Annotated in this window: 16 protein-coding genes; 12 read left to right on the top strand and 4 right to left on the bottom strand. The window is 61.0% G+C overall.

Features of this window, described 5'->3' with window-relative positions:
- Window positions 1–2: 2 nt before the first annotated feature.
- Complete coding sequence (gene yqeB / locus ACTG2B_RS09835; RefSeq protein WP_439995618.1) at window positions 3–1,595, bottom strand: selenium-dependent molybdenum cofactor biosynthesis protein YqeB; 1,593 nt, start codon at window positions 1,593–1,595, stop codon at window positions 3–5.
- A gap of 152 nt (window positions 1,596–1,747) precedes the next feature.
- Window positions 1,748–2,572 (bottom strand): selenium cofactor biosynthesis protein YqeC, encoded by an 825-nt coding sequence (gene yqeC / locus ACTG2B_RS09840; protein WP_439995619.1) that lies wholly within the window; start codon window positions 2,570–2,572, stop codon window positions 1,748–1,750.
- Between yqeC and mocA the strand changes: the two genes are divergently transcribed.
- Window positions 2,475–3,134 carry a molybdenum cofactor cytidylyltransferase gene (gene mocA / locus ACTG2B_RS09845; RefSeq protein WP_257725254.1) on the top strand — a complete coding sequence of 220 codons (660 nt, stop codon included), beginning with the start codon at window positions 2,475–2,477 and terminating at the stop codon, window positions 3,132–3,134. The genes yqeC and mocA overlap by 98 nt on opposite strands.
- 108 nt (window positions 3,135–3,242) lie before the next feature.
- Here mocA and ACTG2B_RS09850 read toward each other — a convergent pair whose 3' ends face one another.
- A complete protein-coding gene (locus ACTG2B_RS09850; RefSeq protein WP_439995620.1) occupies window positions 3,243–3,470 on the bottom strand; it encodes a hypothetical protein in 228 nt (75 codons plus the stop codon).
- A 136-nt stretch (window positions 3,471–3,606) separates the two neighbouring features.
- On the opposite strand from ACTG2B_RS09850, the gene ygfK reads away from it, so the two are divergent.
- The 10 genes from ygfK to xdhC all read left to right on the top strand — a co-directional run bounded on the left by ygfK (window position 3,607) and on the right by xdhC (window position 20,542).
- Complete coding sequence (ygfK, locus tag ACTG2B_RS09855) at window positions 3,607–6,717, top strand: putative selenate reductase subunit YgfK (RefSeq protein ID WP_439995621.1); 3,111 nt, start codon at window positions 3,607–3,609, stop codon at window positions 6,715–6,717.
- 30 nt (window positions 6,718–6,747) lie between these two features.
- A complete protein-coding gene (ssnA, locus tag ACTG2B_RS09860; protein WP_029300822.1) occupies window positions 6,748–8,076 on the top strand; it encodes a putative aminohydrolase SsnA in 1,329 nt (442 codons plus the stop codon).
- Window positions 8,077–8,156: 80 nt separating this feature from the next.
- A complete protein-coding gene (ygfM, locus tag ACTG2B_RS09865; protein WP_439995623.1) occupies window positions 8,157–8,933 on the top strand; it encodes a molybdopterin-dependent oxidoreductase FAD-binding subunit in 777 nt (258 codons plus the stop codon).
- Complete coding sequence (locus tag ACTG2B_RS09870; RefSeq protein WP_439995624.1) at window positions 8,930–11,821, top strand: molybdopterin-dependent oxidoreductase Mo/Fe-S-binding subunit; 2,892 nt, start codon at window positions 8,930–8,932, stop codon at window positions 11,819–11,821. The genes ygfM and ACTG2B_RS09870 overlap by 4 nt, the downstream gene beginning before the upstream one ends.
- Before the next feature lie 95 nt (window positions 11,822–11,916).
- Complete coding sequence (locus tag ACTG2B_RS09875; RefSeq protein WP_439995625.1) at window positions 11,917–13,440, top strand: nucleobase:cation symporter-2 family protein; 1,524 nt, start codon at window positions 11,917–11,919, stop codon at window positions 13,438–13,440.
- Window positions 13,441–13,491: 51 nt separating this feature from the next.
- Window positions 13,492–14,808, top strand: coding sequence for a guanine deaminase (gene guaD / locus ACTG2B_RS09880; protein WP_123173123.1), 1,317 nt, complete (start codon window positions 13,492–13,494; stop codon window positions 14,806–14,808).
- Between the two features lie 397 nt (window positions 14,809–15,205).
- Complete coding sequence (locus tag ACTG2B_RS09885) at window positions 15,206–16,507, top strand: NCS2 family permease (protein WP_180343373.1); 1,302 nt, start codon at window positions 15,206–15,208, stop codon at window positions 16,505–16,507.
- 363 nt (window positions 16,508–16,870) lie between these two features.
- Window positions 16,871–19,189: a xanthine dehydrogenase molybdenum-binding subunit XdhA gene (xdhA, locus tag ACTG2B_RS09890; protein WP_439995627.1), complete on the top strand. Its 2,319-nt coding sequence runs from the start codon at window positions 16,871–16,873 to the stop codon at window positions 19,187–19,189.
- Entirely contained in the window at window positions 19,182–20,060 is an 879-nt protein-coding gene (xdhB, locus tag ACTG2B_RS09895) for a xanthine dehydrogenase FAD-binding subunit XdhB (RefSeq protein ID WP_439995628.1), read from the top strand. The genes xdhA and xdhB overlap by 8 nt, the downstream gene beginning before the upstream one ends.
- Window positions 20,057–20,542 (top strand): xanthine dehydrogenase iron sulfur-binding subunit XdhC, encoded by a 486-nt coding sequence (gene xdhC / locus ACTG2B_RS09900; RefSeq protein WP_439995630.1) that lies wholly within the window; start codon window positions 20,057–20,059, stop codon window positions 20,540–20,542. Before xdhB ends, xdhC begins: the two co-directional genes overlap by 4 nt.
- Before the next feature lie 114 nt (window positions 20,543–20,656).
- Here the strand turns inward: xdhC and ACTG2B_RS09905 are convergent, their stop codons facing one another.
- Window positions 20,657–21,196 (bottom strand): glycine zipper 2TM domain-containing protein, encoded by a 540-nt coding sequence (locus tag ACTG2B_RS09905; RefSeq protein ID WP_026035120.1) that lies wholly within the window; start codon window positions 21,194–21,196, stop codon window positions 20,657–20,659.
- Window positions 21,197–21,694: 498 nt separating this feature from the next.
- Between ACTG2B_RS09905 and ACTG2B_RS09910 the strand changes: the two genes are divergently transcribed.
- Complete coding sequence (locus ACTG2B_RS09910) at window positions 21,695–21,883, top strand: hypothetical protein (protein WP_439995631.1); 189 nt, start codon at window positions 21,695–21,697, stop codon at window positions 21,881–21,883.
- Window positions 21,884–21,988: the final 105 nt, after the last annotated feature.

Raw genomic sequence — 21,988 nt, forward strand, 5'->3', positions numbered from 1 at the left:
CCTTATCTGCGCCGTGCCAGATGCATCATGGCTTCGAGTACGGCGCCGCCGATGGCGCGTGCCTTGTCAGAGACGGTGGTGGCATCGGCGCGCTCGCCACGCGGGTCGATATCGCCAATCTTGAAGCCGACTGGCACCTCGATGCCATCGCTGAGCAGCCCCCGCACCATGCCAGAGAGGGGCGCTATGATGGGGGCATCCCCTACATGGGCAATCACATCCCCCTCCTGAACCAGATCGCCGAGCTTGATCAGGCTCTTCATCACGCCGGGGGCGGGGGCGCGTACCACCCGGCGTGCGGAGTGCCCCTCGATTACTCCGGGAATGCCGGTATTGGGCTGGGCGGGGCCCTGATAGATGACCCGCCCCAGATGGTGACCACGGTTGGTCTCGATCACTGCATCGCAGTCGCGTCCCGCCTCAAATCCCGGGCCAAGGGCCACCGTAATGGGGGCCATCTCCTTGTGGGTGCCGAGGTTCTGCTTGGCGAGGATGGCATCCACCAGATAGCGCGGCTTGAGCTCGGCAAGGGTGGCGCAGTCGGGGTCAACCAGCAGCGGAATGACGCCCCGATCCAGCTGCTCGAACGCCTGCTCAACGCTCTCGACCCGCTTGGCGCGCACACCCTCGACACTGGTTTCACCGTCAAACATCCCCTGGGCGAAGGCGACGGTGCGGCGGATCACCGTGGGTTTGTCGAGATCCAGCATCACCACCTTGAAGCCGGCATTGTGCAGGCGCAGCGCGACGCCGGTGGCGATGTCGCCGGAGCCGCGCATCACCACCAGTTGATCCCGCTTGAGGCGCACATCATCCTGCATCAGTCCACCCGCTTTGCCATTTTTCACCTGCAGCAGCTCGGCGAGGATGCTGATGGCGATCTCCTCGGGGGTTTCGGCACCTATGTTGTAACCGATGGGGGCGTGCAGCTGCTGCAGTTGGGTCTGGCTCACCCCTTGCTGGCGCAGCGCCTGGGTGAAGGTCTGTACCTTGCGCTTGCTGGCGAGCAGCCCCAGATAGGCGAGGGGACGGCTGATGAGGCGATCCAGCGCCTCCTTGTCCTGATGGTTGGTGGCGATGATGACGAAGTTGGCGGGCTCGATGGCCAGTTTATCGATCACCGCGCTGATGGTATCGGCCTGCACCAGATGGGTACCGGCGGGGAAGAGGTCAGGGTTGAGGCTCCCCTCGAAGCAATCCCCTACATGGACATCAAAGCCGAGCGGCGCCGCAGCATGGGCCACAGCCCGGTTGACGTGGCCGGCACCAATGAGCACCAGCCGTGGTCGCAGACCATAGACATCGATATAGACCGACATGGCACCACCGCAATCCGATCCGACCGCATGCTCACCGTTGCGTGCCATCCGGCCGTGGAAGATGCGCGGCTTGCGCTCGGCAATGGCGGCCATCGCTTCCTCGATCACCAGCCGCTCGATCATGCCGCCGCCGATGGTGCCGAGGATCTGGCCATCGGCCATCACCAGCATCTGGGCCTGATGGCGGGGGGTGGAGCCACGGCTCTCGATGATCTGGGCCATGGCAAAGGGAGTGTTCTCCTGTTCCAGTCGGGCTGCGTGTGAAAACAGATTCATAAGGTACCTCTTCTTATCCTTAAACCATCATGGGCGAGGCGGCTGAGCCTCATCCTGAGCGAAGTAACCGAGTGCGTGGCGAATGGGCTGTGGCTCGCGAACCGCCCCCTGCCAGATGGCATGGATCTCGGGGTGGCGGCTATGCAGCTTTATCAATTCATCGAGCCATGACGCCTCATTTTGATAATCCCCATTGATAAACCAGATCCGGCGCGCCCTGGCCGGGTGCCTTTGAACAGCCCCTCGGGGTGGGAGAGCAGCTGGTGAAACAGGGCCCAGTCGAGGGGGTCACCGGCCTCTATCCCGCACAGGGCCTGAAGCTCTGCCCAGCGGTGGATCTGCTGCGGGTCGGCCTTGGCCCCCACCATGGCGCCGCCTGTCAGGGCGATCACCCAATCACTGTGCTGAGGAATGCAAGGTTCGTGCAAAGCGGGCACTTTCAATAACTTGTGATTGGCGCCATCCGATTCGACCAGGATGAGATCGAAGCGCTGCTGCCCCTTGATAAGATCAATCTGCTGGGGTGTGGGGCCCGCCACCTTGCCGCTGGCCTGATCGATATGGCTGAACAGGGCGACCAGGGTCGGCTCATCGGGCAGTTGCTGACAGCGGGTCAGCTGGCGGACGGGATCGGCTTCCAGGATCAATTCCCGATAGTGTGACGGGGCAGGCAGAAACATCCGGGTGGTGGTGGTAATTAGCACCCTTTTACCCTGTTGATAAAAATATTCCGCCAGCCAGAACAGGGTACTGGTTTTTCCACCGGCGCCACAAAGGCTAATTAGCGTGGTATGGTTGTCACTATTTTCAAGCAGTGGATTTAAAAGCGAACCAATATCCGGAAACGCATGAATAACAGAGTGTGGCAAGGACATGGCAATGACCGAAATAAATAGCGAGGTGAATGAAAAGGTGCAGGCTCGGGGGCGTGAACAGTGTGACTGTATAATTACCGCAGCAGGTTTGTCATCCCGCATGGGGGCATGGAAAATGATGCTACCTTATGGCTCGGGGACAATTCTTGATGCAAGTCTCAAAAATGCCCTGGCCTTCTGTTCCCGGATTATTTTGGTCGTGGGCCATCGCGGGGCCGAGCTCGCTGCCTGTTATGGGAATCGCCCCGACATCCTCATCGTCCATAACCCTGACTATGAGTTGGGGCTGGGCAGTTCGATCCGCTCTGCCCTGGCGGCCAGCGATGCTGACTACCTCTTTATCAGCCACGGGGATCTGCCCTGTATCCCATGCGAGGTCTACCAACAGTTGTGGCAGGCGCGCGGAGAGTTCGCCCTGTTCCCGAGCTATGAGGGGGAGGCGGGCCACCCGGTCTTGCTGCCAAAATCCATCGCAAGGGAGCTGGCTGCCGCGCCGGCACAGGGTTCGGTGCGCCGCTGGTTGCTGCAACGCCCACACCGCAGCATACCGGTCGAGAGTCCTGCCATCCTCTTAGATATCGATACCCCCGAGCGATATCAGGCGCTGATCCGCGGCGAGCTGGAGCTGCGTTCTGCCGACGAGTTTACGACCGAGCAGGGCTGAGTCGTATCGTTGGGACCCACCTCCCTCTGCATACAATGGCAGCCAGAGGGGCGGTGACGCGAGTCATCTCGCAGCCTTTGGATAAACCGAAATAACGACGACTGCCTTTTATATGGCTGTGACTTTTAAGCCAGCCCCGGCCATATTGGCCGGGGCTGGCTTGCGATAATGCTGGATGATTTTCACCCTATCAAAGTGATATTTCTCGCACTTGATCTGATAGGGTGAGTTCTTTTTGAACTGCTCATTAAGTAAATTCCAGAGTGATTGATAACTACTCGCAATACCCATAATGGTGGCATCGTAAATTCTCTCCATTAATTGGAGCTGTCTCACGCTTTTACCGTAAAAAATAGTTTTGTAACTGTAGTGGCCTGATTGTTGCTCTTCTCCTTGCCAAGGGGGAACACCCGTGCGGGATACCCCATTTATTCATGCTGCCAATGGGCAGAACAGCTGCAAGGAGATAGCCATGGGCGATATTATGCGACCCGTTCCGTTCAAGAACCTGCTGACCCGTATTTTCGCGGAATATAAAGAGAGTCAGAGTATTTTCGGTATTCCCGCCGCACAATTTTATCGCAAGCAGGACGAGCGCAAGATCAAGGTGTTCGGTGAAACCTGTGAGACTCCCATTGGCCCGGCAGCCGGTCCCCATACCCAGTTGGCCCAGAACATCGTCACCTCCTGGCTGACCGGTGGGCGCTTTATCGAGCTCAAGACGGTGCAGATCCTGGACCGTCTCGAACTGGAAAAGCCCTGTATCGATGCCGAGGACGAGTGCTTCAACACCGAGTGGTCTACCGAGTTCACCCTGCCCAAGGCGTTTGACGAGTATCTGAAGGCCTGGTTTGCCCTCTATCTGCTGGAGGAGGTGTTCGACCCCCGTCTCGACGGAGAGGCCAAGTCCTTCATCTTCAACATGAGCGTGGGGTACAACCTCGATGGCATCAAACAGCCACCGATGCAGCAGTTTATCCACAGCCTGATGGATGCAAGCCAAAGTCCGAAATTTGCCGAGTACCAGCAGGTGCTGCGCGAGCTGGTGGCCGACGAGCAGTTTATCGCCGAGCTGGGACTGGGGGCGCGGCGCGCTCGCCTGCAACAGCTGGTGGAGCGCATCCCGGCCAATCTTGTGCACGGCGTTACCCTCTCTACCATGCACGGCTGCCCGCCCAACGAGATCGAGGCCATCTGCCGCTACATGCTGGAAGAGAAGGGGCTCAACACCTTCGTCAAACTGAACCCGACCCTGCTGGGCTACCCGCGGGTGCGCGAGATCCTCGATACCTGCGGCTTTGATTACATTGGCCTGAGCGAAGAGTCATTCGATCACGACCTCAAGCTGGATCAGGCCAAGGCGATGCTGACCCGCTTGATGGCGCTGGGGGCCGAGAAGGGGCTCACCTTCGGGGTCAAGCTGACCAATACCCTTGGCACCATCAACCGCAAAGGGGCGCTGCCGGGGGATGAGATGTATATGTCCGGCCGGGCGCTGTTCCCCCTCTCCATCAACGTGGCCGCCGTGCTGTCTCGCGCCTTCGAGGGCAAACTGCCTATCTCCTACTCCGGTGGTGCCAGCAAGTTCAACATCGCCGAGATCTTCGAGACCGGTATCCGCCCCATCACCATGGCCACCGACTTGCTGAAACCAGGTGGCTATCTGCGCCAGATCGAGTGCCTCAAAGAGATAGATGCGTCGGACAGCTGGGGCATGAGTCAGGTGGACGTGGCCAAGCTGGAGGCGCTTGCTGCCAAGGCGCTCACCATGGATTACACCCAGAAGGAGTGGAAGTCCGAGGATCGCATCGAAGTGGGGGGCGGCCTGCCGCTAACCGACTGCTACGTGGCGCCCTGCGTCACTGCGTGCGCCGTGCATCAGGATATCCCCGAGTACATTCGCCTGATGGGCGAGGGGGAGTATGTGGCAGCCCTTGAGCTGATTTATCAGCGCAACGCCTTGCCTGCCATCACCAGCCACATCTGCGATCACCAGTGCCAGTACAACTGCACCCGTCTCGACTACGACAGCGCGCTCAATATCCGCGAGCTGAAAAAAGTGGCGCTGGAGCGCGGCTGGGAAGGGTACAAGGCCCGCTGGCACAAACCGGCCGGCAGTGGAGACAAGCATCCGGTGGCGGTGATTGGCGCCGGTCCGGCCGGTCTCTCCGCCGGCTACTTCCTGGCCCGTGCCGGCCATCCGGTCACCGTGTTCGAGCGCGAAGCGGATGCCGGTGGCGTGGTCAAGCACATCATCCCCGAGTTCCGCATCCCGGCCGAGCTTATCCAGCACGATATCGACTTTGTCGCCGCCCACGGGGTCAAGTTCGAGTTTGGCTGCGATCCGGCTCTCACCGTCGACAAGCTGCACGCCCAGGGCTTTAGCTATGTCTTCGTCGGCATCGGTGCCGACAAGAATGGCGGCATGCGCCTCGAAGGGGGGCATGATCGGGTCTACAAGTCCTTCAACTTCCTACGCAGCTTCAATCAGGGCAAACCGCTGCCGCTGGGCCGCCATGTGGCGGTGATCGGCGCCGGCAACACCGCCATGGACTGTGCCCGCGCTGCCCTCAAGGTGCCCGGTGTCAGCGATGTGACCGTTATCTACCGTCGCAGCGAAAAAGAGATGCCCGCCTATCGCGAGGAGTATCTGGAAGCGGTGGAGGATGGGGTGCGTTTCTGCTTCCTCACCAATCCGGAGCGCTTTGAGAAAGATGGCAAGCTCACTGTGCGGATGATGGCGCTGGGGGATCCTGACGAGCAGGGCCGCCGCCGTCCGGTACCCACCGAGCAGACCGAAGTGATGCAGATGGATGCCCTGATCACCGCCATCGGCGAGCAGCCTGACTGCGAGGTGCTCAAAGCGATGGGGATTCCCCTTGGCAGCGATGGCTGGCCCGAGGTGGATGGCCAGACCGGCGAAACCAGCCGTCGCAACGTCTTCCTGATCGGTGACGTGCAGAGCGGCCCATCCTCCATCGTCGGTGCCATCGGTGGTGCCCGCCGCGCCGCGGATCTGGTGCTCTCTCGTGAGCATATCGCCAGCCAGCAGAGTGAAGTGACCATCCAGCCGTCGGGCAAGGATGAGATCTACCGCCGCAAGGGGAGCATCGCCGTCACCATGGTTGACAAGAACGAGCGCGATGCCTTCGTGGCGCAAGAGGCGCACCGTTGCCTCGAGTGCAACTACCTCTGCAGCAAGTGCGTGGATGTCTGCCCCAACCGGGCCAACGTCGCCATCGCGGTGCCGGGCTTCAAAGACCAGTTCCAGACCCTGCACCTGGATGCCTACTGCAACGAATGTGGCAACTGCGCCCAGTTCTGCCCGTGGCAGGGCAAGCCCTATCAGGACAAGGTCACCATCTTCAGCCTGCCCGAGGACTTCGACAACAGCCGCAACCCCGGTTTCTATCTGGCTGACGGTGGCGAACTGCGGGTGCGTCAGGATGGCGAGACCTATCGCCTGACCATAGATGCCCAGAGCCGGATCAAGGATGCGCCAGCGGCCCTTGGCGACATGTGCCGGATCATCAGCCATGTCCATGCTCATCACCACTACCTGCTGGGGGCCGTCGAGGCCTGAGCGAACCACGAATAAGCGAAGGAGCAAACCATGTTTATTCTGAAGAACGTCACTGCTGTCCAGCTGGAGCCGACCCGGGTGCTGGAAGGGGTGGATATCGCCATCGAAGGATCGCTTATCAAAGCGGTGGGGCCCAATCTGCGGGCCCTCTACCCGGAGGCCAACTATCGGGAGATGGGGGGCAAGCTGGTGATGCCGGGCATCGTCTGTGCCCACAACCACTTCTACTCCGGCCTGTCGCGGGGGATCATGGCCAATATCGCCCCTTGCCCGGACTTTATCTCCACCCTGAAAAACCTCTGGTGGCGCCTCGATCGGGCGCTCGATGAAGAGTCCCTCTACTACAGCGGCCTCATCTGCTCGCTGGAAGCGATCAAGAGCGGCTGCAGCGCGGTGATCGACCACCACGCTTCGCCCAACTTCATCAAGGGCTCCCTGAATGTGTTGCGCAAAGGGTTTATGGAGGCGGGTCTGCGCGGCATGACCTGCTTCGAGACCACGGATCGCAACGGCGGCCTCGCCGAGCTGCAGGCCGGGGTGGAGGAGAACATCCTGTTCGCCCAACAGATCGATGCGGCCAAAGCCAAGGGCAGCGAGCCCTATCTGGTGGAGGCTCATATCGGCGCCCACGCCCCCTTCACCGTGCCCGACGAGGGGCTGGCCATGCTGCGCGAAGCGGTGCAGGTCACCGGTCGTGGTCTGCATATCCATGTGGCGGAAGACCGCTACGACATGGCCCACGGTCACCACCACTATGGCAAGGAACCCATCGCCCGGCTGGACGAGTTTGGCCTTGTCGACAGCAAGACCCTGATCGCCCACGGCATCTACCTGAGCCCGGCTGACATCGAGCTGCTCAACAGCCGCGATGCCTTCCTGGTACATAACGCCCGCTCCAACATGAACAACCACGTGGGCTACAACATGCACCTGCCGGAGTATCGCAATCTGGCGCTCGGTACCGATGGCATCGGCTCCGACATGCTCGAAGAGCTCAAGTTCGCCTACTTCAAGCACAAGGATGCCGGTGGCGCGCTGTGGCCCGACAGCTTTGCCCGGTTCCTGTGGAACGGCAACACCTTGCTGGAGCGCAACTTCGGCGCCAAATTTGGCCGCCTGGAGCCGGGCTACAAGGCCGACCTCACCATCTGCGACTACGCCGCACCGACCCCGCTGGCGCCGCGCAACCTCGGCGGCCATCTCGCCTTTGGCATGGGCTCATCCTCGGTCAATAGCGTGATGGTGGAGGGTCGCATGGTCTATCAGGATCGCGAGTTCGCCTTTGACGTCGAACCCATTTATCAGCAGGCCAGCAAGGTGGCGAGCCGCCTGTGGCAACGGATGGATCAGCTGGCCTGAGGCCACCCTCCACACGTTTGGACTGGATTGCCCGCCCTGTGGATTTTCCCGGCGGCGGGCAGCAAGAGTAAGGACGACACATGATTGAGCAATTCTTCCGACCCGAGCAACTGGGTCAGGCTTTGGAACTCAAGGCCCGCTTTGGCAACGACGCCGTCTACATGGGGGGCGGCAGCAAGCTCAACGCAGCCCCGACTCGCACCGACAAGAAGGTCGCTATCTCGCTGGACAAGCTGGGACTGAACCAGATTGAGCAGCAGCACGGCCAGCTCCATATCGGCGCCACCGTCACCCTGCAGACCCTGAAAGATGATCCCCGTACCCCGGCCGCCCTGTGCGACGCGCTGGGGTTTGTCTACTCCCGCCATCTGCGCAATCAGGCCACCATTGGCGGTGAAATTGCTTGCCAGCAGCAGGACTCCCCCTTGCTGCCGGTGTTGCTGGTGCTCGAAGCCGTGGTGGTGCTGGAGAACAACCTGTTGCAACCCATCGACGCCTATCTGGCGGGGCAGCGCAATGCCCTGGTGCTCGGAGTTGTGCTGCCGGAGCCCGAACTGCGCTGCGCCACTCGCCGCATCAGCCGCAATGCCGATGGCTTGGCGGTGATGACCGCAGCCGTGGCCCTCGACAGCATTGGCGAGATGCGGGTGGCCGTCGCTGGCGTTACCCCGCAGCCGATGCGTCTGCGGGATCTGGAGCGCCGCGAACTGCACGATGCCGCGCTGGAAGCCGCCGTGAGCGAGCTGATTGCGCCCCGTGAGGATCTGGCGGGAAGCGTGAGTTACAAGCGGTATATCACCGGTGTAGTGGTGGCGGATCTGCTGGTGGATTGCCAGCAGCAGGAGGTGCAAGCATGATGGAACTCAACTTTACCCTGAACGGTGCCCTGCGCACCGTCATCTGCAAGGCCGGTGACAATGCCCAGCGGGTGCTGTTCAACCAGTGCCGGATGCACTCGGTGCGCAACAGCGACGACGGCTTCGCCGGCTCCGACGCCATTCTCTTCAACGGCAAGGTGATCAACGCCTCCCTGCTGATCGCCGCCCAGCTGGATGGATCAGAAGTGCGCACCGCCGAGTCGCTGGGCAGCTGGAACCAGCTCAGTCTGGTGCAGCAGGCAATGGTGGATGTGGGCGTGGTGCAGTCCGGCTACAACGATCCGGCTGCCGCGCTCATCGTCACCGACCTGCTTGATCGCCATCCCGAGCCCACCCGTGATCAAATCGACGATGCCCTCTCGGGCCTGTTTCACCGCGATGGCGGTTATCAGCAGTTTTATCAGGCCATCGAGCTTGCCTGTTCACGGATGAAGGATCCCGATTACCTGTGCCAGATCGCCCCGGAATTTCGCGACGATCTGCGCCATATCGGCAAGAGCTGCCCGAAAGTGGACGCCGCCAAAATGGTGCAGGCCAAGCCCTGCTACGTGGAGGACAGGGTTACCGAGGATGCGCTGATCATCAAGATGCTGCGCAGTCCCCATCCTCATGCGGTGATCACCAAACTCGACGTGAGCCGCGCCGAAGCGCTGCCGGGCGTCGTGCATGTCATCACCCACCTCAACTGCCCGGATGTGTTTTACACCCCGGGTGGCCAGAGTGCGCCCGAGCCATCACCGCTCGATCGCCGCATGTTCAGCCGCAAGGTGCGCCATGTCGGTGATCGTGTTGCCGCTGTGGTAGCCGAGAGCGAAGCCATCGCATTGGCAGCCCTGAAACTCATCGATGTCGAGTATCAGGTGCTGCCAGCGGTCATGAACATCGATGAGGCGATGGCCCCCAATGCTCCTCTCGTGCACGACGAGCCCATCGTCTACATGGCCGGTGCGCCGGCGGATCTCGAGCAGCAGAACGCCTGCTCGGTGCGTCGCGGCGACGAGCACATGATCATCAACTTCCCCATCGGTTCCCGTCCGCACGAGAACCTGGCCGCCAGCGTCCATGGCCAGATCGGCGATGTAGCCAAGGGCTTTGCAGAGGCGGACGAGATTATCGAACGCACCTACGAATCGACCCAGGCCCAGCAGTGCCCGACCGAGCCGCACATCTGCTTCACCTACATGGATGGGGATCGTCTGGTCATTCATGCATCCACCCAGGTGCCGTGGCACGTGCGCCGTCAGGTGGCGCGTATCGTTGGCCTCAAGCAACATCAGGTGCACGTGATCAAGGAGCGGGTAGGGGGCGGTTTTGGCTCCAAGCAGGACATCCTGCTGGAAGAGGTGTGCGCCTGGGCGACCAAGGTCACCGGCCGTCCGGTCACCTTCCGCTACACCCGTGAAGAGGAGTTCATCAGCAACACCTCCCGCCACGTGGCCAAGGTGAAGGTGAAAGTGGGGGCCAAAAAAGATGGCACCATCACCGCCATCGACATGGATTTTCGTGCCAACACCGGCCCTTACGGCAACCACTCATTGACGGTGCCAAGTAACGGCCCGGCGCTCTCCCTGCCGCTCTATCCGTGCGACAACGTGCGCTTTACCGTCAACACCTACTACAGCAACATCTGTCCGACCGGCGCCTATCAGGGTTATGGCGCGCCCAAGGGCAACTTCGCCCTGACCATGGCCATTGCCGAACTGGCCGAGAAACTGGGGATCGATCAGCTCGACATGGTGGAGCACAACCGGGTGCACGAAGGGGATATCCTCAAGGTGCTGGGTGCCATCGGCGAGGGCAAGATGCCCACTTCTGTGCCCCACGCCGCCAGCTGCGCCCTCGAACCCATCCTCAAACAGGGTCGCGAACTGATTGCCTGGGATAGCCCCAAACCCGCCGACGGGGATTGGCGCATCGGCCGTGGCGTCGCCATCATCATGCAAAAATCGGGGATCCCGGATATCGATCAGGCCAACTGCATGGTCAAGCTGGAATCGGACGGCACCTTTATCGTCCACTCCGGTGGCGCCGATATCGGCACCGGCCTCGATACCGTGGTGGCCAAGCTGACCGCCGAGGTGCTCGGTTGCCCTCTCAGCGATGTGCATGTGATCTCTGGCGACACCGACCACGCCCTGTTCGACAAGGGGGCTTACGCCTCGTCAGGCACCTGCTTCTCCGGCAATGCGGCCAAGATGGCGGCCGAGAACCTCAAGGCGAAGATCCTGTTCCACGGCGCCGCCATGCTGGGCGAGCCGGTCGAAGACGTAGAGCTGGTTCACCCGGGGATCGTGCGCGGCAAGCAGGGGGAGGTGACCCTCGCCAAGCTGGCCCACAAGGCGGAGACAGGTACCGGCTTCGGCATTCTGGTGGGCACTGCCAGCTACATCACCTCTGAGCTTGCCTTCCCGTATGGGGCCAACTTCGCCGAGGTGGCGGTCAACGTCAGAACCGGCCAGATCCGCCTCGACAAGTTCTACGCCCTGCTCGACTGCGGCACCCCCATCAACCCGGAGCTGGCCCTCGGCCAGATCTACGGGGCGACCATGCGGGCCATCGGCCACACCATGACCGAAGAGATCTGCTACGACGGCAAGGGCATCCCGCTCACCCGGGATCTGAAGAGCTATGGTGCGCCCAAGATTGGCGACATTCCGCGCGACTTCCGGGCCTTCCTGGTACCGAGTGATGACAAGGTTGGCCCCTACGGCGCCAAGTCCATCTCGGAGATCGGGGTGAACGGGGCGGCGCCCGCCATCGCTACCGCCATCCACGACGCCTGCGGTGTCTGGCTGCGCAAGTGGCACTTCACGCCGGAGCAGATCCTGCGCGAACTGGGCAAGCTGGAGCAAAACGTGTCGGCATAACAAAAGAAAAGGTGAGGGGCGGGCGCCAGCTCGCCCCCAGCGCCTGACGGCGGAATGAGTACTCCGCCTACATTCTGTGTGATGGGACAAACACGATGTCTAAAACAACACGCAAGCACTCGGATCTCATTTACGAGCTGGAAGACAACCCCCCGTTTTATCAAACCCTGATGGGTGCAGTGACCCATCTGCTGGCCATTTTTGTTCCTATGGTAACCCCGGCGCTGATCGTCGGCGGCGCCCTGGGTCTCTCCACCGAGACCACCGCCTATCTGGTCTCCATGGCGATGATCGCCTCCGGTATCGGCACCTGGCTGCAGGTAAACCGTTATGGCCCCATCGGGTCTGGGCTGCTCTCCATCCAGTCGGTCAACTTCTCCTTCGTCACCGTGATGATCGCGCTCGGCGGCGCCATGAAAAAAGATGGCATCCACGAGGAGCTGATCGTCTCGACTCTGCTCGGGGTCTCCTTTGTCGGTGCCTTTCTGGTGATGGGCTCCTCCTTTGTGCTGCCCTACCTCAAGCGGGTGATCACCCCGACCGTGAGCGGGGTAGTGGTGCTGATGATTGGTCTGAGCCTTATCAAGGTGGGGATCATCGACTTTGGCGGCGGCTTCTCCGCCATGAGCAGCGGCACCTTTGGCAAATACGAGAACATCGGGCTGGGGCTCTTGGTGCTCTGCGTCATCATCGCCTTCAACTGCAGCCGAAGCCCGCTGCTGCGGATGAGCGGCATTGCAATCGGCCTGCTGGTGGGTTATGCGGTGGCCCTGATGCTCGGTATGGTGGATTTCTCCGCCCTTGAGAACCTGCCGCTTATTACGGTGCCGATCCCGTTCAAGTACGGTTTCTCCTTCGATTTTCACGCCTTTATGCTGGCGGGCACCATCTATCTGTTGAGCGTGCTGGAGGCGGTGGGGGACATCACCGCCACCGCCATGGTCTCCCACCGGGATATTCAGGGGCCTGAATTTCAAAAACGGCTCTCCGGCGGCGTGTTGGCTGATGGGTTGGTGTCGGTGATCGCCTCTGCCCTCGGCTCTTTGCCACTCACCACCTTTGCCCAGAACAACGGCGTCATCCAGATGACCGGAGTGGCGTCACGCCATGTGGGCAAGTTTATCGCCGTCATTCTGGTGCTGCTGGGGCTTTTCCCGGTGGTGGGGCGCTTCTTTACCACCATACCGTCACCTGTGATGGGGGGCGCCATGGTCATCATGTTCTCCATGATCGCAATCGCCGGTGGTCGCATCATCATCAGCCACGGCTTCGATCGGCGGGAGACCCTGATTGTCGCCACCTCCCTGGGTCTTGGGCTTGGTGTCTCCTATGACCCGAACGTCTTCAAGGTGCTGCCGGCGGGTATCTACATGCTGGTGGAGAACCCCATCTGCGCCGGCGGCATCACCGCCATCATCATGAATTTGGTGTTGCCACAGAGCCGCAAACGCAAGGCGGCCGTCAGGGATGCCGAGGCGGTGGAGGTGATCCAGCTGAGCGACAAGCCGGATGTGATCTTTACCGCCCGCAGTGCGGGCCAGCCATCGGCCAGCAAGGGTGAGGGTTCACCAGAGCCAGTACCCGGGGAGGCGGTGGCGCCACAGGTGGAACGGATCTGACGGTTAAACCGGCAAAAACGTCAACAGAACAAGAAAAACAGGGAAACGGTTATGAAAAACGACAACTCTGTCAAAGCGGTACGCGGCAGCTTCTTCGATATCACCCGGGTGGTGGATCAGCCCGAGGAGATTGAGTCCAACGCCCGTCTTATCGAGGATGGTCTGCTGATCATTCGCAACGGCTGCATCGACTGGTTCGGTGAGTGGGAGGAGGGGAAGGATCGCATTCCGGCCGAAGTGCGGGTGCGGGATTATCGCGGCAAGATGATAGTGCCTGGCTTTGTCGATACCCACATTCACTATCCCCAGAGCGAGATGGTGGGAGCCTATGGCGAGCAACTGCTGGAGTGGCTCAACCGCCACACCTTCCCGGCCGAGCGGCGTTACAACGATCTCGAGTATGCCCGCGAGATGTCCACCTTCTTTATCAAGCAGTTGCTGCGAAACGGCACCACCACGGCGCTGGTGTTCGGCACAGTGCACCCCGAGTCGGTGGATGCCCTGTTCGAGGCGGCCAGCCGCATCAATATGCGGATGATCGCGGGCAAGGTGATGATGGATCGCAATGCGCCCGACTATCTGCTTGATACCGCCGAGAGCAGCTATGTGCAGAGCAAGCAGCTTATCGAGCGCTGGCACGGCAATGGTCGACTGCTCTATGCCATCACACCACGATTTGCACCCACCTCGACACCCGAGCAGCTGACGATGGCGCGGCGACTGCGCGAGGAGTTTCCCACCACCTATCTGCACACCCATCTGTGCGAAAACAAGGACGAGATCGCCTGGGTCAAATCCCTCTTCCCGGCGCACAAGGGTTATCTCGATGTCTATCACCAGCACGGCCTCACCGGCCACAACTGCGTGTTTGCCCACTGCGTCCATCTGGAAGAGCAGGAGTGGGATTGCCTGAAGGAGACCGGCTCCACCATCGCGTTTTGTCCCACCTCGAATCTTTATCTCGGCAGTGGTCTGTTCAAGTTGCACAAGGCGTGGCGCAAGCAGGTGAAGGTGGGGATGGGCACCGACATCGGCGCCGGCACCACCTTCAACATGCTGCAGACCCTCAACGAGGCCTACAAGGTGATGCAACTGCAGGGCGAGCGGCTCTCGGCCTATCAGGCCTTCTATCTGGCGACCCTGGGCGGCGCCCATTCGCTGGGGCTGGACGAGAAGATCGGCAGCTTTGCGGTGGGCAAGGAGGCGGACTTCGTGGTGCTCGACCCGGTCGCCACCCCGCTGCAGCAACTGCGTTATGACAACTCCACCACCCTGCGGGACAAGCTCTTTGTACTGTTGACCCTGGGGGATGACAGATCCATCTACCGCACCTATGTGGATGGCCAACTGGTGCATGAACGGGGGTAGGGCTTGTAGTGGGCTGCCGCGGTGCAGCCCCAACGAATACGGCGGCTGGCGTGCTCCACAGGGGCGCCAGTCTTGCCGCACCACAGGGGATCTCCCCGCATAGAACGTGAAATGGCCCGGTTTTTTTGACCAGCAAGGCAAACGTTTGAGTCAAGGCCGCCAGCCCTGGTCTGTCTGTCGCATCCTCTGCCGCCATCGCCTGTTTCTCATCAGACTGGCGCTCGGCAGACCCGCAGATCCTGTCGCCATTTCGTCATGGAACATTCAGGCGCGTGTGAAGGAGTTGGGTATGACCCAAGCAAACAGCAGGACAAACAGCGTGGAACAGCTGGCCAATGATGACGCCAGCCAGAGCGCAGCAAAGCAACAGCCGCTCACGGCTCTTGATCGCTACTTTATGATCAGCGAGCGGGGCAGCAACGTCAGACAGGAGGTGCTGGCGGGCCTCACCACCTTCCTTGCCATGGTCTACTCGGTGATCGTGGTGCCGAGCATGCTCGGCAAGGCGGGCTTTCCTCCCGGCGCCGTGTTTGTCGCCACCTGTCTGGTGGCGGGGTTCGGTTCGCTCTTGATGGGGCTCTGGGCCAAGCTGCCGATGGCCATCGGTTGCGCTATTTCCCTCACGGCATTTACTGCATTCAGTCTGGTGCTGGGGCAGCAGATCCCCATTCCGGTGGCGTTGGGGGCCGTCTTCCTGATGGGGGTGCTGTTTACCGCCATCTCGGTGACCGGGGTGCGTAGCTGGATCCTCGACAACCTGCCGATGGGAATTGCCCACGGTACCGGCATCGGGATTGGTCTCTTCTTGCTGCTTATCGCCGCCAACGGGGTGGGGCTGGTGATCAAGAACCCGCTGGAGGGGCTGCCGGTGGCGCTGGGGGCCTTCACCTCCATGCCGGTCATCATGTCCCTGATCGGCCTTGCGGTGATCTTCGGGCTGGAGAAGCTGAGAGTGCCGGGGGGGATCCTGCTGGTGATCATCGCCATCTCCATCTTCGGCCTGATTTTCGATCCGGCGGTGAAGTATCAGGGGCTGTTTGCCCTGCCGAGCCTCTCGGACGATCAGGGCAAGTCCCTCATCTTCAGTCTGGATATCATGGGGGCCCTCTCGCCGCTGGTGCTGCCCAGCGTGCTGGCGCTGGTAATGACGGCGGTATTCGATGCCACCGGTACCATCCGCGCCGTGGCGGGGCAGGCCAACCTGCTCGATAAGGATGGTCACATCATCAACAGCGGCAAGGCGCTCAGTGCCGACTCGGTCAGCAGCATCTTCTCCAGTCTGGTGGGGGCGGCGCCGGCTGCCGTCTATATCGAATCGGCGGCAGGCACGGCAGCGGGGGGCAAAACCGGCCTGACCGCGACCGTGGTGGGCGGCCTGTTCCTGCTGATGCTGTTCCTCTCGCCGCTCTCCTATCTGGTGCCCGCCTATGCCACCGCACCGGCCCTGATGTATGTGGGGCTCTTGATGCTGAGCAACGTCACCAAGCTCGATTTCGATGACTTTGTCGGGGCCATGTCCGGGCTGGTGTGCGCCGTCTTTATCGTGCTCACCTGCAACATCGTGACCGGCATCATGCTTGGCTTCAGCTCGCTGGTGATCGGCCGCATCTGCTCGAAGGAGTGGCACAAGCTCAACGTCGGCACCGTGGTCATCGCCCTGGCGCTGGTGCTCTTTTATGCTGGGGGGTGGGCTATTTAGGGATAACCCGCCCGTTTGGGGTCGCTCTGGCGGCCCCATTTTTATATCTGCGGGGCTCTGACCGTCAACGCTGGTTACCATGCCTTAGCCGCTGGTGCCATCGCGATACCATTTTGATAAATCCTCCTACCAGATTGATAGGCTTCCACCCTTGCTCTCCTCGCTCTGCCGTTTTTTTCACCGACGATATGCCCCGTGTGCTCAGGGGCTGCCCTTGGCTTGTCGCTTCGGGCCAACAAAAGCGGGCTAGATGGGATCCCCTTCACACTTCTTCCCATTCTCCTGACGATGGCGGGAAACAGGCGCATATCTGCTGTTTTTTATGCCGGTTCCAGATTTTTCCATTCGAAAAAGGACTTGCATATGTCCATAGGATTACCGCTCAAGCGGGTGGATGCCGAGGCCAAGGTGACCGGCAGCGCCCGCTATACCGATGACAACATCATGCTCGGGATGCGCCACGCCAAGTATGTGCGCAGCAATATCGCCCACGGCAAGGTGCTTGCCATCGATGCGACCGAGGCGCTGGCCCTGCACGGGGTCGAAGCCGTATTTACCCATGAAGATGTGCCCACCACCTGTTTTCGTACCGCCGGTCACGCCTGGTCTCTCGATGAGGCGAAACGTGATGTGAAAGACCGCCGTCTGCTCACAGACCATGTACGCCACTTTGGCGATGGGGTCGCCATAGTCGTAGCCCGCGATCCGCTGGTGGCCGAGAAGGCTGCCGCGCTGGTCAAGGTGACTTACGAGCCGCTGCCGGTGATGACGGATGCCGAAAGTGCGCTGGCCGACGGTGCCTATCCCATCCACCCGAGCGGCAATCTGCTGCGTCAAAGCCAGCTTCGCGCCAATGACCCGGAGCAGGCCATTGCGGCGGCCGATCTGCAGTTTCAGGCACACTACCGGACACCTGTGGTACAGCACTGCCATCTGGAGACGGTGACCTGCTACGCCTACATGGATCAACCGGACCACATCATCGTCGTCAGCAGTACCCAGATCCCCCAGATTGTGCGCAGCCGGGTGGCCAAGTCCCTCGGTCTGCCCTGGTCGAGCGTGCGGGTGATCAAGCCCTATATGGGCGGCGGTTTTGGCAACAAGCAGGATGTGCTGGAAGAGCCGATGGCGGCGTTTTTGAGCTACAAGCTCGGCGGCGTACCGGTCAAGGTGACTCTGAGCCGGGAGGAGTGCTTTTTTGCCTCCCGCACCCGCCACGGCTTTGCCATCGATGGCAAGATTGGCCTCAACCGCGATGGCACCCTCAAGGGCTATCAGCTCGACGTACTCTCCAACACCGGCGGCTATGCCTCTCATGGCCACTCCATCGCCAGCGCCGGTGGCAACAAGATCAGCTACCTCTATCCGCGCAGCGCCTTTGGCTATGACGCCAAAACCTTCTACAGCAACCTGCCCACCGCCGGTGCCATGCGCGGTTACGGCGCGCCACAGGTGATTTTTGCCCTCGAGTGTATGCTGGACGATGCCTGCGCTGAACTCGGGTTAGATCCGCTCGATGTGCGGATCGCCAACGTGGCGCGGGAAGGGGACGTCAATCAGGTCAACCAGAAGACCATCTACAGCGCCGGGTTGCCGGACTGCCTGCTGCGTGGCCGCGAGATGTTCGAGTGGGATCGACTCAAGGCCGAGTGTCTGGGGCAGGATCCTGCAAGCCGGGTGCGGCGCGGCATCGGGGTGGCCTGTTTCAGCTACGGCTCCAACACCTATCCGGTGGGGGTCGAAATTGCCGGCGCCCGCATGCTGCTCAATCAGGATGGCACCGTCAATCTGCAGATCGGCGCCACCGAGATAGGGCAGGGATCGGATACTGTCTTTGCCCAGATGGCGGCCCAGACGTTAGGCATTCCGTTTGAGCAGATCCGGGTCATCTCGACCCAGGATACTGACATCACCGCCTACGATCCTGGCTCGTTCGCCTCGCGTCAGAGCTATGTGGCGGCTCCAGCCATCCATCAGGCGGCGCTGCAGCTGCGGGCCCGCATTTTGTCGCTGGCGGCCCAACTCTGCCATCAGGATGTGGGATCCCTCACCCTGATCGACGGCTACGTGGTGCTGGCCGGTGCGCCGGAGAAGGTACTGATCAGCGTCGCCGAAGTGTCGGTCAACGCCTACTACCACCTCACTATCGGCGGTCAGATCACCTCCGAGGTCTCCCACAAGACCACCACCAACCCGCCCAGTTTCGGCTGTACCTTTGTCGATCTCAGCGTTGATATCGATCTCTGCAAGGTGACCATCAATCGCATCATCAACCTGCACGATGCAGGCAAGATCCTCAACCCGCAACTGGCGGAGGGACAGGTGCATGGCGGCATGGGGATGGGGATCGGCTGGTCCCTGTTCGAGGAGATGATCATCGATGCCAAGAGCGGCGTGGTGCGCAATCCCAACCTGCTCGACTACAAGTTCCCCACCATGCTGGATTTGCCCGAGCTGGAATGCGACTTCGTGCAGACCTATGAGCCCCAGTCGGTCTATGGCCACAAATCACTGGGGGAACCGCCCATCATCTCGCCGGGCCCCGCCATCCGTAACGCCATTCGAATGGCGACCGGGGTGGCCATCAACGAGCTGCCCATCACCCCCAAAACCCTGTTCCGGGAGTTTGTCGCGGCGGGTTTGATTGGCGAGGGATCAGGGGAGGAGCAACACCATGTTTGATATTGCCCGTTACTACAAGGCGCACAGCGTGGCCGAGGCGGTTGCCCTGCGCCAGGCCGACCCCGAGGCGCGCCTTCTGGCCGGTGGCACCGATGTGATGATCCAGCTTCATCACCTCAACGCCGCCTATCGTCATATCGTCGATATTCACGACTTGCCCGAACTCAAAGGGGTGAGCGAGCTGGCTGACGGTTCTATCCGCATCGGCTCCGGCACCACCTTTACCGAGCTCATCGAGAACGAACTGGTGCAGCGCCGCCTGCCGATGCTGGCCGAGGCGGCCGCCACCATAGCCGGCCCGCAGATCCGCAACGTCGCCACCTATGGCGGCAATATCTGCAACGGCGCCACCAGTGCCGACTCGGCGGCGCCTACCGTCGCGCTCGAGGCCGAGCTTGAGATTGCTGGCCCTAACGGCACACGCCGCATCCCCATCGCCGGTTTTCACACCGGCCCCGGCAAGGTGGCGCTGCAACCGGCGGAGATCCTGGTGGCGTTTCACTTTGCCCTGGACTCGCACCCCCATGTGGGCTCCCACTACTTCAAATACGCCATGCGCGATGCCATGGATATCGCCACCATCGGCTGCGCCGCCTACTGCCAGATTGAGGATGGTCACTTCAAGAGTCTGCGGCTGGCCTATGGCGTGGCGGCACCGACACCGGTACGCACGCCTCACGCGGAAGCTGCGGCCGAAGGGCAACCGCTGACTCGCGCCACACTGGCCGCCATTGCCGAGGCGGTGGTAGCCGATGTGGCGCCGCGCTCCTCCTGGCGGGCGGAGAAGGAGTTTCGCCTGCACCTTATCAAAACCCTGGCGCAGCGGGTGGTCGCCTGCGCAGTCGAACGTGCCGGAGGCAAGATCCTATGATGCAACCGCAAAGCTGTCCCGCAGTGGAGATCCAGTGCGAGATCAACGGCAAGCCTTACTCCTATGCTGTGCCGCCCACCATGTCGCTGCTCCACTTCCTGCGTGGGCAGGGGCTTATCAGTGTGAAAGAGGGGTGCAGTGTCGGTGAGTGCGGCGCCTGTACCGTGCGGGTGGATGGCACGGCTATCGACAGCTGCCTCTATCTGGCGGTCTGGGCCGATGGCAAATCCATTCGTACCGTGGAGGGGGAACGCAAAGGTAACGAGCTTTCCGATGTGCAGCAGGCCTTTATTGACGAGGGGGCGGTGCAGTGCGGTTTTTGCACCCCGGGCCTCGTGATGGCGAGCGCGGCTCTGCTCGACAAGACCGAACGCCGTCCGCTGACCGAGGCGGAGATCCGCCGCGGGCTGTCGGGCAACCTCTGTCGCTGTACCGGCTATCAGAACGTGGTGCGTGCGGTGAAGAAGTGCTGCAAGGAGTAACTGACTGGGCGCAATGACCCTGAGTGCCGTTGTTTAAGAAAGGAAACAAGCCGCCCAAAAACACAGGCCCGCCTTGAAAGAGGCGGGCCTGCTGCTGAATTGCGCCAGGAGAAATCACACTTTTGGCTGGTCGATCACCAATTTACCATCCTTGACCGGAATGGTGGCACCGGGGGCTTGCTTCATGCGGATCACCCCCTCCTGACCGGCGAGGCGATAGGTCACGTCATAACCTATGGTGTTGACGCTAGTATCCTGCACCGTCTTGCAGCGCTGCTCGGTGGTGGTGTAGGTATCGCCAGCCTGCATATTGCCCTGCACCTGATTACCGGCATAACCACCCGCGACAGCCCCGGCTGCGGTGGCCACCTTCTTGCCGCTGCCGCCGCCAAACTGGTGGCCAACCACGCCACCTAGCGCTGCGCCCACCACTGTACCGAGGATCTTGTGTTCATCCTGTACCGGCTTGCGGTGGGTCACGGTGACGTTGCGACACTCCTGTCGGGGAGTCTTGATGGTCTCGGTGATCGGCTTGCTGGCAATCACCTCGGCAAAGGTGGGCTGGGGTGTAAAGAGCGAGCCACTGGCCGCCGCCGAGAGCGCCAGGGCCGAGGCGATGCCAATACCGATACCTGCCATCATGGATCTGTTCATCTTGTTGTTCTCCTGCATACCCATACGGGCTGTTCCAATCTGGCGCCATCTTGTCACAACCGGTTGGCCGGACAAGGCGAGGGGGATGAGGGTGCGACAGCCGGTGACAAGGTCAAAAAAGTCACCCCGAAAAAGTGTCTGACTTTGGCGACAACGGACTAAAAGTGACCGGTTTCCGGCGCATGGCGGGCTTTGCCAGTGTGATAAGGAGCAATTCGAGTCGCAATTTGCAAGGCGGGTGGTGAGCAGAATGCCAGAGTGGCAAAGTGCTGACGGGGGCAGGTCAAGGGAGATCTTGAACAAGGGCTCTGTTCGTTGAGATGGCCACGCAAGTGGTTGATAAATGGCTCCAGCCCCATCGGATGTTGGCCGATAAGAGATCACGGCAAGCATTTTGCTTTGATTGGGTGAAGCAGAGGGTGAACGGGTCGGCAGACAACTGCGTAAGACCTGAAATGAAGACTTCACCCGAGATCACCGGATCAACGAGGGGGAGATATGTCAATGTTACCCAGCTGGATCACCCCGGCCGTCCAGGCCAACATCATCACGGCGCAGCAGGCCGAACGTCTGCTCTCATCCCTCTACCAGCCCCTTGCCGAGCAGGGAGAGGAGCTTCCCGCCGATATCGCCGACATCAGCCTTAAACTCTACTGCTTTCGCCAGCAGGGGCGGGTGCGCCACTAACGATGATTGAGGTAAAGCCTTCGCCATTGGCGGAGGCTATTCGCTTACCCGTACTCGCACCGAATACCTTTTCCGCTCTTCCTCTAAGACGTTTTGCTAATACCT

Origin of the sequence: Aeromonas sp. 30P, from assembly GCF_051919805.1 — a bacterium.
GTDB lineage: Bacteria > Pseudomonadota > Gammaproteobacteria > Enterobacterales > Aeromonadaceae > Aeromonas > Aeromonas veronii.

Coding starts and splice junctions, on each gene's coding strand:
- yqeB (WP_439995618.1), bottom strand. CDS start 1,595: ATGAATCTGTTTTCACACGCAGCCCGACTGGAACAGGAGAACACTCCC.
- ACTG2B_RS09905 (WP_026035120.1), bottom strand. CDS start 21,196: ATGAACAGATCCATGATGGCAGGTATCGGTATTGGCATCGCCTCGGCC.
- ACTG2B_RS09885 (WP_180343373.1), top strand. CDS start 15,206: ATGATCAGCGAGCGGGGCAGCAACGTCAGACAGGAGGTGCTGGCGGGC.
- guaD (WP_123173123.1), top strand. CDS start 13,492: ATGAAAAACGACAACTCTGTCAAAGCGGTACGCGGCAGCTTCTTCGAT.
- ACTG2B_RS09870 (WP_439995624.1), top strand. CDS start 8,930: ATGATGGAACTCAACTTTACCCTGAACGGTGCCCTGCGCACCGTCATC.
- ACTG2B_RS09910 (WP_439995631.1), top strand. CDS start 21,695: ATGTCAATGTTACCCAGCTGGATCACCCCGGCCGTCCAGGCCAACATC.
- xdhB (WP_439995628.1), top strand. CDS start 19,182: ATGTTTGATATTGCCCGTTACTACAAGGCGCACAGCGTGGCCGAGGCG.
- ACTG2B_RS09875 (WP_439995625.1), top strand. CDS start 11,917: ATGTCTAAAACAACACGCAAGCACTCGGATCTCATTTACGAGCTGGAA.
- mocA (WP_257725254.1), top strand. CDS start 2,475: ATGACCGAAATAAATAGCGAGGTGAATGAAAAGGTGCAGGCTCGGGGG.
- xdhC (WP_439995630.1), top strand. CDS start 20,057: ATGATGCAACCGCAAAGCTGTCCCGCAGTGGAGATCCAGTGCGAGATC.
- ygfK (WP_439995621.1), top strand. CDS start 3,607: ATGGGCGATATTATGCGACCCGTTCCGTTCAAGAACCTGCTGACCCGT.
- xdhA (WP_439995627.1), top strand. CDS start 16,871: ATGTCCATAGGATTACCGCTCAAGCGGGTGGATGCCGAGGCCAAGGTG.
- ygfM (WP_439995623.1), top strand. CDS start 8,157: ATGATTGAGCAATTCTTCCGACCCGAGCAACTGGGTCAGGCTTTGGAA.
- yqeC (WP_439995619.1), bottom strand. CDS start 2,572: ATGCGGGATGACAAACCTGCTGCGGTAATTATACAGTCACACTGTTCA.
- ssnA (WP_029300822.1), top strand. CDS start 6,748: ATGTTTATTCTGAAGAACGTCACTGCTGTCCAGCTGGAGCCGACCCGG.